Raw genomic sequence first — 13,420 nt, 5'->3', positions numbered from 1 at the left:
AAAGGCCCGCCGCGCCGGGCGCAACGGGCCTTGGAGCAGGCTCCCCTCCCCGCCATAGGCGGAGAGGGCACGTCCGGGGCGCAAGCGCCTCAGGCGATCACTTCACCAGATCGAAGCGGTCGGCGTTCATCACCTTGGTCCAGGCGGCGACGAAGTCGCTGAGGAACTTCTCCTGCGCGTCGTCCTGGGCATAGACCTCGGCATAGGCGCGCAGGATCGAGTTCGAGCCGAAGACCAGGTCGACACGGGTGGCGGTCCACTTCACCGCGCCGGTCTTGCGGTCGCGCAGTTCATAGATGCCGTTGCCGACCGGGGCCCATTTGTAGGCCATGTCGGTGAGGTTGATGAAGAAGTCGTTGGTCAGCGCGCCTTCGCGGGCGGTGAACACGCCATGCTTGCTCCCGCCATGATTGGTGCCGAGCACGCGCATACCGCCCACCAGCACGGTCATTTCCGGCGCGGTCAGGCCCATCAGCTGGGTGCGGTCGAGCAGCATTTCCTCGGGGGTGACCACATAGTCCTTCTTCAGCCAGTTGCGGTAGCCGTCATGCAGCGGCTCCAGCACGCTGAAGGAATCCGCGTCGGTCTGGGCGTCGGTAGCATCGCCCCGGCCCGGCGCGAACGGCACGGAGACATCATGGCCGGCCGCCTTGGCCGCCAGCTCGATGCCGACATTGCCGCCGAGCACGATCACGTCCGCCAGGCTGGCGCCGGTCTCGGCCGCGATGCCTTCCAGCACGCCGAGCACCTTGGCGAGGCGGGCGGGCTCATTGCCTTCCCAGTCCTTCTGCGGCGCGAGGCGGATGCGCGCGCCATTGGCGCCGCCGCGCATGTCGGAACCGCGATAGGTGCGGGCGCTGTCCCAGGCGGTGCTCACCAGTTCACTGATGGTGAGGCCGGCATTGATGATCCTCGCCTTCACCGCCGTCACGTCATAGTCCGTGGGGCCGACGGGAACCGGGTCCTGCCAGATCAGGTCTTCGGCCGGCACGTCCGGGCCGATATAGCGGGCCTTCGGGCCCATGTCGCGATGGGTCAGCTTGAACCAGGCGCGGGCGAAGGTGTCCTTGAAATATTCGGGATCGGCCATGAACTTCTGGCAGATCGCGTTGTAGATCGGATCGACCTTCATCGCCATGTCGGCGTCGGTCATCATCGGGTTGTGGCGGATCGAGGGGTCGCTGGCGTCGACCGGCTTGTCCTCTTCCTTGATGTCGATGGGCTCCCACTGCCAGGCACCGGCCGGGCTCTTGCGCAGCTCCCATTCATGGCCGAACAGCATCTCGAAGAAGCCCATGTCGAACTTCGTCGGGTGCGTCGTCCAGGCGCCTTCGAGGCCGGAGGTCACGGCGCGGCTGGCGAGGCCGTTCTGGTTCGGGTTGGACCAGCCCATGCCCTGGTCTTCCAGCGCGGCGGCTTCCGGGTTGGGGCCCAGCGCCTTGGCGTCGCCATTGCCATGGGTCTTGCCGACCGTGTGGCCGCCGGCGGTGAGCGCGGCGGTCTCTTCATCGTTCATCGCCATGCGGGCGAAGGTCTCGCGCACCTGCGCGGCGGTCTTCAGCGGGTCCGGCTTGCCGTTCACGCCTTCCGGGTTGACGTAGATGAGGCCCATCTGCACGGCGGCAAGCGGGTTCTCCATCGTCGAAGGGTCGTTCACATCGGTGTAGCGGTTGTCGCTCGGCGCCAGCCACTCGCGCTCGGAACCCCAATAGGTGTCCTTGGAGGGGTGCCACACATCGGCGCGGCCGAAGCCGAAGCCGAAGGTCTTCAGCCCCATCGTCTCATAGGCGATGGTGCCGGCGAGCACGATCAGATCGGCCCAGCTCACCTTGTTGCCGTACTTCTTCTTGATCGGCCACAGCAGGCGGCGGGCCTTGTCGAGGCTCACATTGTCCGGCCAGGAATTGAGCGGTGCGAAGCGCTGGTCGCCGGTGCCGCCGCCGCCGCGCCCGTCGGCGAGACGGTAGGAGCCGGCCGCGTGCCAGGACAGGCGGATCATCAGACCGCCATAATGGCCCCAGTCCGCCGGCCACCATTCCTGGCTGTCGGTCATCAGCGCGCGCATATCGGCCTTCAGCGCGTCGAAATCGAGCGTCTTCACCTGCTCGCGGTAATTGAAGTGCTCGCCGAGCGGGTTGGTCTTGGTGTCGTGCTGGCTGAGAATGTCGAGATTGAGCGCCTTGGGCCACCAATCCATGTTCGACGTGCCGGTTTCGGTGATCGCGCCATGCATCACCGGGCATTTGCCGGCCGGCCTGTTCGTGATGTCGTCCATTGCAGTCTCCGATCGTGAGAAGAGGCCGGCGGCGAGCTTCGCCCGGCGCGCGCCCGGGCACGCGAGGCGCACGGGCAGGCGTTTGGAATTGGAAGAGGTCTTATCGTAGGCGCGGGATAATGAAAATTTGCATTTTCTAATTGCAACGATAATCTGGGCTTATGACCGATATTTCCATGCGGCATCTGCGCTATTTCGAGGCGCTGGCCCAGCACGGCCATTTCGGCCGGGCGGCGGAGGCCTGCGCCATCTCCCAGCCGGCGCTGTCGCTGCAGGTGAAGGAACTGGAGGAAATCCTCGGCGCGCCGCTGGTGGAGCGCGGCCCGCGCCAGATCCGGCTCACCCGGCTCGGCGAGGATTTCGCCGCCCGCGCGCGCCATATCCTGCGGGCGGTGGAGGAACTGGGCGATCTCGCCCGCGCCTCGCACAGCCCGCTGGCCGGCCGGGTACGCATCGGCGTCATCCCCACCGTCGCGCCCTATCTGCTGCCCGCCGTGATGCAGCGGCTGGGCGAGCGCTTTCCCGGCCTCGACCTGCGCCCGCGCGAAGCGGTGACGCAGCGCCTCGTCGACGATCTCATCGACGGGCGGCTCGACACCGCCCTTGTCGCCCTGCCCGTCTCGGAGCCCTCGCTGAGCGAACACGCGCTGTTCGAGGAGGAGTTCGTCCTTGTGCGCCCCGCGAGCGAGGCGGCACTGCCGGTGCCGAATTCCGAGACACTGCGCACCATGCGCCTGCTGCTGCTGCAGGAAGGCCATTGCTTCCGCGAACAGGCGCTTTCCTTCTGCAATCTCTCCTCGCAGCTGCCGCGCGACCTGATGGAGGGCAGTTCGCTCACCACGCTGGTGCAGATGGTCGGCGCCGGCATCGGCGTGACGCTGATCCCGCAGATGGCGGTGGGCATTGAAACACGCTCCGCCGCCGTCGCGGTGGCGCGGCTGGCGACGCCCCGCCCCACCCGCACCATCGGCATGGTCTGGCGCCGGACCAATCCGCTCGCCGCATCCTTCGAACGGATGGCGGAAATCGTCCGCGAGGCCGCCATGGCCGAACCCGGCACGCCGGTTCCGCCGAACGGGGCCCTCGGCTAGAACAGGGGCGAGGCCGGCCCGCGCCGGCAACCGCCGGAGAACGTTCATGTCCGCCTACGCCTCCCTCGCCGCCCATTTCGGCCGCATCAGCGCGATGTCCAACGCCATCGGCATCCTGCAATGGGACAGTGACACGATGATGCCGAAGGGCGCCGCCGCCAGCCGGGCGGAAAGCCTGGCGCTGCTGCGCGTGCTGCAGCACGAGATGGCGGTGGACCCGCGCCTCGGCGACTGGCTGGAGGCCGCCGCCGGCGACGACACGCTCGGTGACTGGGAGCGGGCCAATCTGCGGGAGATGCGCCGCGTCTTCACCGCGCAGACCGCCGTGCCCGCCGATCTGGTGGAAGCCTCCAGCAAGGCGATTTCCGCCTGCGAGATGGCGTGGCGGCAGGCGCGCGCGGAGTCCGACTTTCCCGCCTTGCTGCCCTATCTCGCCGAGGTGCTGCGGCTGCAGCGCGAGGCCGGCGCCGCCAAGGGCGCGATTCTCGGCCTCTCGCCCTATGACGCGCTGCTGAACGATTATGAGCCGGGCGCACGCATCGCCCGCATCGACGCGCTGTTCGACGATCTCGCCGCCTTCCTGCCCGGCTTCACCGAGGAAGCGCTGGCGGCGCAGGCCCGCCGCCCCGCGCCCGGTGCGCTGGAAGGCCCCTTCGCGGTGGAGGCGCAGCGCGGGCTCGGCCAGCGGATGATGGCGGCGCTCGGCTATGACTTCGACCGGGGCCGGCTCGACGTGTCCACCCACCCCTTCTGCGGCGGCGCCGACCATGATGTGCGCATCACCACCCGCTATGACGAGGCCGATTTCGCCAAGGCGCTCATGGGCGTGATCCACGAGACCGGCCACGCGCTTTATGAGCAGGGCCGCCCTGCCGCCTATATGAACCAGCCCGTCGGGCAGGCGCGCGGCATGGTGCTGCATGAAAGCCAGTCGCTGCTGATGGAGATGCAGGCCTGCCGCTCGCGCGAATTCCTCGGCTTCGCCGCGCCGCTGATGCGCGCCGCCTTCGGCGGAACGGGGCCGGAATGGGAGGCGGAGGCGCTGTGGCGCCGCTACACCCGCATCGAGCGCGGTTTCATTCGCGTCGATGCCGACGAGGTCACCTACCCCGCCCATGTCATCCTGCGCACGCGGCTGGAAAAGGCGATGATCGCGGACGATCTCCCGCTGGCGGAGCTGCCGGCGGCGTGGAATGCCGGGATGAAGGAGCTGCTCGGCACCACGCCGCCCAATGACCGGCTGGGTTGCCTGCAGGACATTCACTGGCCGAGCGGCGGCTGGGGCTATTTCCCCACCTACACGCTCGGCGCCATCGCCGCCGCGCAGCTGTTCGACGCCGCCTGCCGGGCCGAGCCGGACACGCTGCCGGCCATCGGCCGCGGCGATTTCGCGCCGCTGGTCGGCTGGCTGCGCACCCATGTGCATGGGCTCGGTTCGCTTCTCGACACGGATGCGCTTCTCACCCGCGCCACCGGCCGCCCGCTCGATGCCGGCGTGTTCAAGGCCCATCTCGCCCGGCGCTATCTGCCGGCGTGAGGGCCGCGCCTCAGTCGGTGGAGAAGCGGAAGACGGAGACGTGGCGATAGGTCTGGCCGGGGTCCAGCCGGGCCGAGGGGTAATCCGCCCGGTTCGGCGCGTCCGGCCAGACCTGCGGCTCCAGGCAGAAGCCGTCGGACTGGCGGTAGAGACGGCCATTCTTGCCGAGCGCCGTGCCGTCGAGAAAATTGCCGGAATAGAATTGCAGCCCCGGCTGGTCGGTCAGCACCTCCATCACCCGGCCGGAGGCGGGATGTTCCACCCGCGCGGCGAGACGGGGGTGGGCGGTCGCGCCGCCTTCGAGGCAGTAATTGTGGTCATAGCCCCGCCCGCGCCGCAGCTGCTCATGCGCCTGCCGGATGCGGTCGCCGATGCGGCGTGGCGTGCAGAAGTCGAAGGGCGTTCCGTCCACGCTCTCCGGCCCGCCGAGCGGGATCGCCGCCGCGTCGACGGGCAGATAATCGTCGGCGTGGATGGTCAGCAAATGGTCGAGCACATCGCCGCCAGCCTCCACCCCGCCAAGATTGAAATAGCCGTGATGGGTCAGGTTCACGAGGGTCGGCGCGTCCGTCGTCGCCTCGAAGGCGATGGTCAGCTCCCCTGCCCCGCTCAGCGTGTAGGTCACGCTCGCGTCCAGCGTGCCGGGAAAGCCCTGGTCGCCCGCCGGGCTGGTAAGGGTGAGGCGCAGCGAGGGCGCCTGCCCCTCGCACAGCTCGGCGAGCCGCCACACGCGCCGGTCGAAGCCTTCCGGCCCGCCATGCAGGGCGTGGTCGCCATCATTGGCGGGAACGCGGTAGTCGGTGCCGTCGAGCGTGAAGCGCCCGCCGGCGATGCGGTTGGCATAGCGGCCCACCGCCACGCCGAAAAAGCGCGGCTCGCGGACATAGTCCTGCGGCGTGTCATGGCCGAGCACGACATCGGCGCGGCGCCCCGAACGGTCGGGCACGTGCAGCGCCTGCACCGTGGCGCCGAGGTCGAGAATGGCCACCTCCATGCCCCCCTCGCCGAACAGGCGGAAGCGCTGGATTTCGGTGCCGTCGGGCAGGGTGCCGAAGGGCTCGCGCAGAATATGGGCGCTCACATGCTGGTTCATGCTCGACTCACGACACAACCGGATTTGCCCGGCACCGCCTTCACGGGCGGCATTGTCCTCCCGCTCCGGCGCGAATGCCAGCCCCCGGCGGCGGCTTCCGGCCTCCTGCATTGACCGCGCCGCCGTCGCCGGGGGAAGCTCGCCCACCCGCCCCCAGCAGGAGACGCGATCTTGGCGCAGTTCCACATGATTGCCGGTGCCCCGACCCCCGTCGCCCCGTTCAGCCATGCCGTGGAGGCGGATGGCTGGGTCTTCATCACCGGCCAGATGCCGACCTGGCCGGACGATGATTCGCGCCCGCTGCCGGAAGGCGTGGAGGCGCAGACGCGCCGGGTGATGGACAATCTCGTGCTGGTCCTCGCCGGCATCGGGCTCGACCTGTCGCATGTGCTGCAGGCGCGCGTCTATCTCACCGATTTCAAGGGCGATTATCCCGCCATGAACGCGGTCTATGCCTCCTATTTCCCCGCCGACCGCCGCCCGGCGCGTACCTGTGTCGGCGTCACCGGCCTCGCCCGCGACGCGCTGGTCGAGATCGACCTCGTCGCACGCCGTCCGGGCTGAGCCCGCCACAGGCGACCGGAGCGGAACGGGCGGTCTTTGCGTGAGGTCATGGACGCGGGCACAAAAGGCCGGCCTGTGTCGTTCTGCCGTCAGCCATGACGGCGACACTGAACGCGATATCCGCGCCGCGACCCGGCGCAACGGAGGCGAAGACATGGACATGGCCACAAGGCCCGGCACGGTGCCCCCGATCGATCACGGCAATTATGAGCGCCTGATCGCCCGCGCCCGCACGGTGGAGGCCATGCCCACCGCCATCGCCCATCCCTGCGACGCCGCCTCCCTGCACGGCGCGCTCGACGCCGCCAAGGCCGGCTTCATCGTGCCGATCCTGGTCGGCCCCCGCGCCCGCATCGAGGCGGTGGCGCAGGCGGAAGGGCTGGACCTCGCCGGCATCGCGGTCGTCGACACGCCGCACAGCGTCGCCTCTGCCGCCAAGGCGGTGGAACTGGTGCGCGAGGGCGGGGCCGCGCTGCTGATGAAGGGCAGCCTGCACAGCGACGAGCTGCTCGCCGCCATCACCGCCCGCGACACCGGCCTGCGCACCGGGCGGCGCATCAGCCATGTCTTCGTCATGGACGTGCCGAGCTATGCCGAGCCGCTGTTCATCACCGATGCGGCGGTGAACATCTTCCCCGATCTCGATGCCAAGCGCGACATCGTGCAGAACGCCATCGACCTGCATGTCGGGCTCGGCCTCGGCCGGCCGCGCGTCGCCATCCTCTCGGCGGTGGAAACCGTCACCACCTCGATTCCCAGCACGATCGAGGCCGCCGCTTTGTGCAAGATGGCCGATCGCGGCCAGATCACCGGCGGCGATCTCGACGGACCGCTGGCGCTCGACAACGCCATCTCGCCGGAAGCCGCACGCATCAAGGGCATCGTCTCCCCCGTCGCCGGCCGGGCGCAGATCCTCGTCGCGCCCGATCTCGAAGCCGGCAACATGCTGGCGAAGAACCTCACCTTCATGGCCGGCGCCGATGCCGCCGGCGTGGTGCTCGGCGCGCGGGTGCCGGTGATCCTCACCAGCCGCGCCGACACGCTGAAGACCCGCCTCGCCTCCTGCGCGGTGGCCGTGCTCTATGCGCAGGCGCGGCTGCGCCAGCCGGGGCTGGGAGGATGAGCGCGATGAACGAGGCCATTTTCGTCGTCAATGCCGGCTCGTCCAGCATCAAGTTCAAGCTCTACCGCGTCGTGGGGCGCGATGTTGCGCTGGTCCTCGGCGGGGCGCTGGACGGCATCGGCACCCGCCCGCGCCTCCTCGCCAAGGACGACGCCGGCACGGTACTGGTCGAGCGCACCTTCACGCCGGAGACGATCGCCAAGGCCCCGGAAGCCCAGCACGCCATCAGCGACTGGGTGCTGCCGCATCTCGACGGCTTCGATCTCATCGGCGTCGGCCACCGCGTCGTGCATGGCGGGCCGCACTACACCCACCCTGAAATTGTGAATGACGAGGTGCTGCGCACGCTGGAGAGCTTCATTCCGCTCGCCCCGCTGCACCAGCTGACCAATCTCGACCCGATCCGCACCATCCGCGAGCGCCGGCCGGACCTGCCGCAGGTCGCCTGCTTCGACACCGCCTTCCACCGCAGCCACCCGGAAATCTGCGACCGCTTCGCCCTGCCCGACGCGCTCTACCGCGACGGCGTGCGCCGCTACGGCTTCCACGGCCTGTCCTATGAATATGTCTCCGGCGCACTGCACGAACTGGCGCCGGAGCTGGCGCGCGGGCGCGTCGTCATCTGCCATCTCGGCTCCGGCGCCTCGGCCTGCGGGCTGAAGGACGGCGCGAGCCAGGATGCGACGATGAGCTTCACCGCGCTGGATGGCCTGCCCATGGGCACGCGCTGCGGCGCGCTCGACCCCGGCGTGGTGCTGCATCTCATCGAGCAGAAGGGCATGAGCGCGGCCGAGGTCGGTCACATGCTCTATCACGACAGCGGGCTGAAGGGGCTTTCCGGCCTCTCCAGCGACATGCGCGAATTGCTGGCGAGCGAGGCGCCCGCCGCCGCGCTTGCGGTGGAGTATTTCGCCCTCCATGTCGCGCAGGCGGTGGCGCGCCTCGCGGTCACGCTGGGCGGGCTCGACGCGCTGGTGTTCACCGCCGGCATTGGCGAGCGCTCCCCGGAGATCCGCGCCCGCATCTGCGCCCGGCTCGGCCTGCTCGGCGTGGCGCTGGACGCGGCCGCCAATGCCGCCAACGCCACCTGGATCGACGCTGACGGGCCCGGCCCCCATGTGCTGGTCATCCCCACCGATGAGGAGCGGATGATCGCGCTGGCGACGCTGGCCCTGCTGCGGCCGGCCTAGAGCAATTCCCGCAAAAGTGTATAGCGGTTCTGCGACAGGAATTGCGTATAATCATAGAGTTAGAGCAGGGCGTAGACCCGCGCGGCGGCGTCGAAGTCGCGCCGGCGCCGGGCGCGTCGGTCCAGCGCCTCGGCATCGGTGCCCCAGAGCTGCTCCTGCACCTCTTCATCCGCATGGGCGGCGCGCCACGCCATGTCCACATCGAGATGGCCATGCGCCACCGCCAGCGCCAGCAGCGCCGAGCCGCTCAGCGTCGTCATCAGGTTGAGCGCGGCGAGCCGCAGCGGATCGTCCGGCAGCGCGCCGGCGATGAGTTCCAGCGTGCGCGGCGGCTGGGCGACATGGACGACGCCCTCGCTCAGCATGAAAATGGCGCCGAAGCGCTCGCGTGCCCAGGCCAGAACCGGGTCCCACAGTTCCGCGTGCAGTGCCACCAGCTGCGCCGGATTGCCGGTGCGGTAGCACAGCAGGTCGCTGCCGGCGTAGCGCACGATCTCGTCGCCGACCTCGGCCATGTTGGGCGCGACGCCGTCGAGGGCGGAATTGACCAGCCGGGTCATCGGCATGGTCATCGGGTCGATGAACTCGCCCTGTGACTGCCACTCCTGCGCCAGAGCCTGCGCCAGCGTCAGGCTCGGCACCGCGACGAGGTGGCGCCCCGGCGTGCGCACCGGGCGCCCGTCCAGCTCCACGCGGAACAGCCCGCCCTCCGTCGCCGCCGCTCCGGCCTCGCGGTAGAATCGCTTGGGCAGCGGCTTGCGCTCGGTAAAGCCCGGCCGGGCGGGCGCCGGCGGCGCCTCGGGAATCCCTTCGCTCACGCCACCGTCTCCCAGAGTTCGTCGATCGCCCGTTGCAGCTCGTCCGCATCCGTCGCCAGACGCTCGGCGCCCGACTGGGTCAGCAGATCGGGCGCGTGATAGCCCCAGCTCACGCCGATGGCGCGGGCACCGGCGGCACGGGCCATCACCATGTCGAAGCTGGTGTCGCCGATCAGCACCGTGTCCATCGGCTCCGCGCCGGTGGCGGCCATCGCCTGCAGCACCATGGCCGGGTGCGGCTTGGAGGGAGCATCGTCCGCCGTCTGGATGGTGACGAAGCGCCCTTCGAGCCCGTGATGGGCCAGCACGGCCGCCACGCCGCGCTGCGACTTGCCGGTGGCGATGCCGAGCAGCAGGTCGTCGCGGGCGGCGAGGCGGTCGATCAGCCCGCGCATGCCGGGGAACATCGGCTCGCTGAAATTCGGCTCGGTGCGCAATTCGCGGAACGCCTCGCGGTACAGTTCGGCCAGCCGCTCGGCGGGAAAGCGCGGATCGTCCTCGCCAAGCCGCTGCATCGCTTCCACCAGCGACAGGCCGACAATGCCGAGAACCGCCTCGCGCGGGGGCATGGCGAGTTCCGCGCGGGCGAAGGCGCGGCCCATGGCGGCGACAATGACGTGCTGGCTGTCCACCAGCGTGCCGTCGCAATCGAACAGGACGAGTTTCATCGGCACACCACGGGGCAGCGTAAGGCGCACGGCGCGCTGGGAAACGCGACGGCGCGGGAGAGCCGTCGAAGTCGGGGATGCGACCGGGGATGTCAACCCCCGGCCCCGGCCCGGCAGGGCCGCCTCCCGAAAAGCAAACCGCGCGCCGCTGGGGGAAGCGGCGCGCGGCGGGGCTGGGAGCGTGTGGACGGTCAGGCCGCCCGCAGGCTGCGCACCAGCTCACCCACCTGTTGCTTCAGATCGCTGGCCTGATGCGCCAGCGCACCGGAAAGCGAGGTCAGCTGCGCGGAGGCGGCGCCGGTCATTTCGGCCGCGCGGCCGACACCGACGATGTTCTCGCTCACCATGCCGGTGCCGCTCGCGGCCTGGTTGGTGTTCACAGCGATTTCCTGCGTGGCCGAGCTCTGCTGCTCCACCGAGCCGGCGATGGTGGTCGTCGCATCGCGGATCTGGGCGATGGTGGAGACGATGTGCTCGATCGAGCCCACGGTGCGGCCGGTCGCCTGCTGGATATCGTTGACCTTGAGCCCGATTTCCTTCGTGGCGCCGGCGGTCTGCTCGGCAAGCTGCTTCACTTCCTGCGCGACCACCGCGAAGCCGCGGCCCGCCTCGCCCGCACGCGCCGCCTCGATGGTGGCGTTGAGCGCGAGGAGGTTGGTCTGGGCGGCGATGTCGGTGATGAGGTTGACCACTTCGCCGATCTTGGCCGCGGCTTCGGAGAGCTCGCGGATCTCGGTGGCGGTGCGGTTCACCACCTCGGCCCCGCTCACCGCGCGCCCGGCGGCGCCGCTGACCTGGTTGCCGATCTCGCGGATCGAGGAGGTGAGTTCCTCGGTCGCCGCCGCGACCGTCTGCACGCTGCCCGAGGCTTCGGCCGCGGCACTGCCGACCGCCGCCGCCTGGCGGGAGGTCTCCTCGGCGCTAGCGGCGAGGTTGCGCGCCGCTTCCGACACTTCGGTGGAGGAGTTCGACAGAGCATTGGCGAGCGAACCCATCTTCGATTCGAACTCGTCGGCGATGGCGAGGCGCTGGGCGGCGACACGCTGGGCGGCGTGGACTTCGGCCTGGCGAGCCTCCTCGCGCGCCTTCTCGGCATCGACCAGCGCGCCGCGCAGCACTTCCGCCGAACGGGCCATGCCGCCGATCTCGTCCTTGCGCTCGGTGCCTTCCACGGTCACGGCGAGCACGCCCTGGGCGAGATTGTCGAACACCTTCCGCAGCCGCTCCAGCGGGTTCACCACGCCGAAGCGTGTCGCCAGGAAGGCCAGCACCAGCACCAGCACGAGGCCGGCGGCCATCACGCTGTACACCAGGGTCACCGACGACGCGGCGTCGGCGCGCAGGCCGTCGGACAGCTTTAAGATGTCGTTCGCCCGGGTGTTCACCTCAGCGGCGATGTCGGTGATGATCGCCTTGGAAATGGGCATGCAGCGCGCATTCCATTCTGCGGCCGTCTTGTTGTTCTCTTCGACCGAGGTCGAGGCATTGGCGCGCGCGACGATGTCGCCGCACTGTTCGCCGATGAAGCGGTCGAACTTCGCCACCAGCGTCTTCACATCATCGGCAACCGAGGGGTCCTTGGTCGCCGCGTCCGCCATGCGGTCATGGAAGCCGGCGACGGCCTCCTTCTGGGTCTTGGCCGCCGCCTCATTGTCCTCGTCGGTCAGCGCCGAGAGGGACTGGTAGACGCCCTGGTTGAAATAGACGGTGAAGCGGTTGGCACGGGCCAGCGCCACGGCGGCCGAGGCGGGGCCCGTCAGGGCCTCGTGATATTGCGAACTGATCGCCTGCATGCGGGTGCCGGCGAAAATCACCCCGCCGGTGGCGAAGGCGGCAAGCAGCAGCAGCAGCGCCGATATCTTGCCGATGAGCGGCAAATTCTTGAAGGACATGTGAGCTCCACGGGACAGCTAACCCAGCCCCAGCCCGGGCGCGTTGCTGCGCGGTGCCGGCCGAGACCTACCGCCGCCACCATGAAAACGCCGCCTTGTGTGAAGCTGTCCTGCTGCTGGGTCACAACCCCTGCGGAGGCGCCCCCTCCGGTTTCGGGGAGCGATGGTGGGCGGTGACGGGCTCGAACCGCCGACCCTCTCGGTGTAAACGAGATGCTCTACCAACTGAGCTAACCGCCCGCACGGCTTTCGCCGGCTGCGTTTAAGCATCGCCGCCGCGAGGCGGCAAGAGCCTCTGACGAGAAAGCGGCGCCGGTGCCGACGAGGCTGTGGGTGAGGTGGGCGGCGCGGGGGCGCCAGCAGACGTGCCATCGGCCCGTGGGCCGCGCCATCTTCCCGGCCGAGTCGGGAAGCGCGCCGTCGCGCCGCTCATGCGGATGGATATCTGGAAAAGGCAGGTGCGGCGCCACTGTCGCTGCCGCCATGCGCCGCCAGTGGGGCGGGCGCAGCGCGGGTCCGCCGGCATGGCCGGCGAACCTGCGCCCTCGGCGCCGCACCGCACCCCGCCCCATCAGGCGCGGGGGGCGCGGCGCCGCGAGAATCAACCGTTGACGGTTTCCTTCAGGCCCTTGCCGGGCGTGAACTTCGGGGCCTTGGAGGCCTCGATCTTGACCGGGTTGCCGGTGCGGGGGTTGCGGCCTTCGCGCGCGGCGCGGGTCACGACGGAGAAGCTGCCGAAGCCGATCAGCTTGACTTCTTCGCCGGCCTTCAGCGAGGCGGCAATAGCATCGAAGGTCGCGTCGACCGCGGCCGCCGCAGCAGCCTTCGTCAGCTTGGCCTGCTCGGCCACAGCGGCGACGAGTTCGTTCTTCGTGGTCATTTGACCGGTCCTTCCCTTGATTGCACAAGAATCGTCGGTCGCATGCACCGACGACGGGCGGGCACACTTTCCCCAAATTGCGGCGATTGCAAGCGCTCCCACCGCGAAACCCGCACAAATACACGACTTCGGGGGGATTGCGTGTAATGGGATACCGTAATTTGTGACGGCTTTGCCACGCCCGCATTTTGGGCGAATGCGCCGCTTTCCCCACATGGAATCATCGGCCGAGGCGACGAAGGCCGGAGAAACGAAAACGGCGGCGCCCATGGCGCCGCCGTTTCCTCTT

11 protein-coding genes and 1 tRNA gene are annotated in these 13,420 nt (G+C 69.3%); 5 read left to right on the top strand and 7 right to left on the bottom strand.

The annotated features are described in order from the left end of the window. Nucleotides 1-97 precede the first annotated feature (97 nt). The gene (katG, locus tag J2S75_RS11870; RefSeq protein ID WP_307020055.1) at nt 98-2,275 is read right to left on the bottom strand and encodes a catalase/peroxidase HPI; all 2,178 of its coding nucleotides are present in this window, start codon (nt 2,273-2,275) and stop codon (nt 98-100) included. Between the two features lie 161 nt (nt 2,276-2,436). Here katG and J2S75_RS11865 point away from each other — a divergent pair, with 161 nt between their 5' ends. Beyond that, on the top strand, nt 2,437-3,366 hold the full coding sequence (locus J2S75_RS11865) for a hydrogen peroxide-inducible genes activator (RefSeq protein WP_307020054.1): 930 nt from the start codon (nt 2,437-2,439) through the stop codon (nt 3,364-3,366). Between the two features lie 46 nt (nt 3,367-3,412). Beyond that, nucleotides 3,413-4,903, top strand: coding sequence for a carboxypeptidase M32 (locus tag J2S75_RS11860; protein ID WP_307020053.1), 1,491 nt, complete (start codon nt 3,413-3,415; stop codon nt 4,901-4,903). A 10-nt stretch (nt 4,904-4,913) separates the two neighbouring features. On the opposite strand, the gene J2S75_RS11855 is transcribed toward J2S75_RS11860, so the two are convergent. Further along, nucleotides 4,914-5,996: an aldose epimerase family protein gene (locus tag J2S75_RS11855; RefSeq protein WP_307020052.1), complete on the bottom strand. Its 1,083-nt coding sequence runs from the start codon at nt 5,994-5,996 to the stop codon at nt 4,914-4,916. 186 nt (nt 5,997-6,182) lie between these two features. Between J2S75_RS11855 and J2S75_RS11850 the strand changes: the two genes are divergently transcribed. The 3 genes from J2S75_RS11850 (at nt 6,183) to J2S75_RS11840 (ending at nt 8,873) form a co-directional block, all read left to right on the top strand. Beyond that, nucleotides 6,183-6,560 carry a RidA family protein gene (locus J2S75_RS11850; RefSeq protein WP_307020080.1) on the top strand — a complete coding sequence of 126 codons (378 nt, stop codon included), beginning with the start codon at nt 6,183-6,185 and terminating at the stop codon, nt 6,558-6,560. A 154-nt stretch (nt 6,561-6,714) separates the two neighbouring features. Beyond that, the gene (locus tag J2S75_RS11845) at nt 6,715-7,683 is read left to right on the top strand and encodes a phosphate acetyltransferase (protein ID WP_307020051.1); all 969 of its coding nucleotides are present in this window, start codon (nt 6,715-6,717) and stop codon (nt 7,681-7,683) included. Nucleotides 7,684-7,688: 5 nt separating this feature from the next. Beyond that, nucleotides 7,689-8,873 carry an acetate/propionate family kinase gene (locus tag J2S75_RS11840; RefSeq protein ID WP_307020050.1) on the top strand — a complete coding sequence of 395 codons (1,185 nt, stop codon included), beginning with the start codon at nt 7,689-7,691 and terminating at the stop codon, nt 8,871-8,873. 59 nt (nt 8,874-8,932) lie between these two features. Here the strand turns inward: J2S75_RS11840 and J2S75_RS11835 are convergent, their stop codons facing one another. The 5 genes from J2S75_RS11835 to J2S75_RS11815 all read right to left on the bottom strand — a co-directional run bounded on the left by J2S75_RS11835 (nt 8,933) and on the right by J2S75_RS11815 (nt 13,131). Continuing rightward, on the bottom strand, nt 8,933-9,691 hold the full coding sequence (locus tag J2S75_RS11835) for an ATP12 family chaperone protein (RefSeq protein WP_307020049.1): 759 nt from the start codon (nt 9,689-9,691) through the stop codon (nt 8,933-8,935). Beyond that, nucleotides 9,688-10,359: an HAD-IA family hydrolase gene (locus J2S75_RS11830; protein WP_307020048.1), complete on the bottom strand. Its 672-nt coding sequence runs from the start codon at nt 10,357-10,359 to the stop codon at nt 9,688-9,690. Before J2S75_RS11830 ends, J2S75_RS11835 begins: the two co-directional genes overlap by 4 nt. A gap of 191 nt (nt 10,360-10,550) precedes the next feature. Then, nucleotides 10,551-12,251: a methyl-accepting chemotaxis protein gene (locus J2S75_RS11825; RefSeq protein WP_307020047.1), complete on the bottom strand. Its 1,701-nt coding sequence runs from the start codon at nt 12,249-12,251 to the stop codon at nt 10,551-10,553. A 164-nt stretch (nt 12,252-12,415) separates the two neighbouring features. Next, nucleotides 12,416-12,491, bottom strand: a tRNA-Val gene (locus J2S75_RS11820). 361 nt (nt 12,492-12,852) lie between these two features. Further along, nucleotides 12,853-13,131, bottom strand: coding sequence for an HU family DNA-binding protein (locus tag J2S75_RS11815; RefSeq protein ID WP_018386927.1), 279 nt, complete (start codon nt 13,129-13,131; stop codon nt 12,853-12,855). Between the last annotated feature and the right edge of the window lie 289 nt (nt 13,132-13,420).

The organism is Ancylobacter polymorphus (assembly GCF_030813495.1).
GTDB classification, from domain to species: Bacteria; Pseudomonadota; Alphaproteobacteria; order Rhizobiales; family Xanthobacteraceae; genus Ancylobacter; species Ancylobacter polymorphus.
The sequence above is the reverse complement of the archived record's forward strand: the minus strand, read 5'-3'. Positions and strand labels throughout refer to the sequence as shown.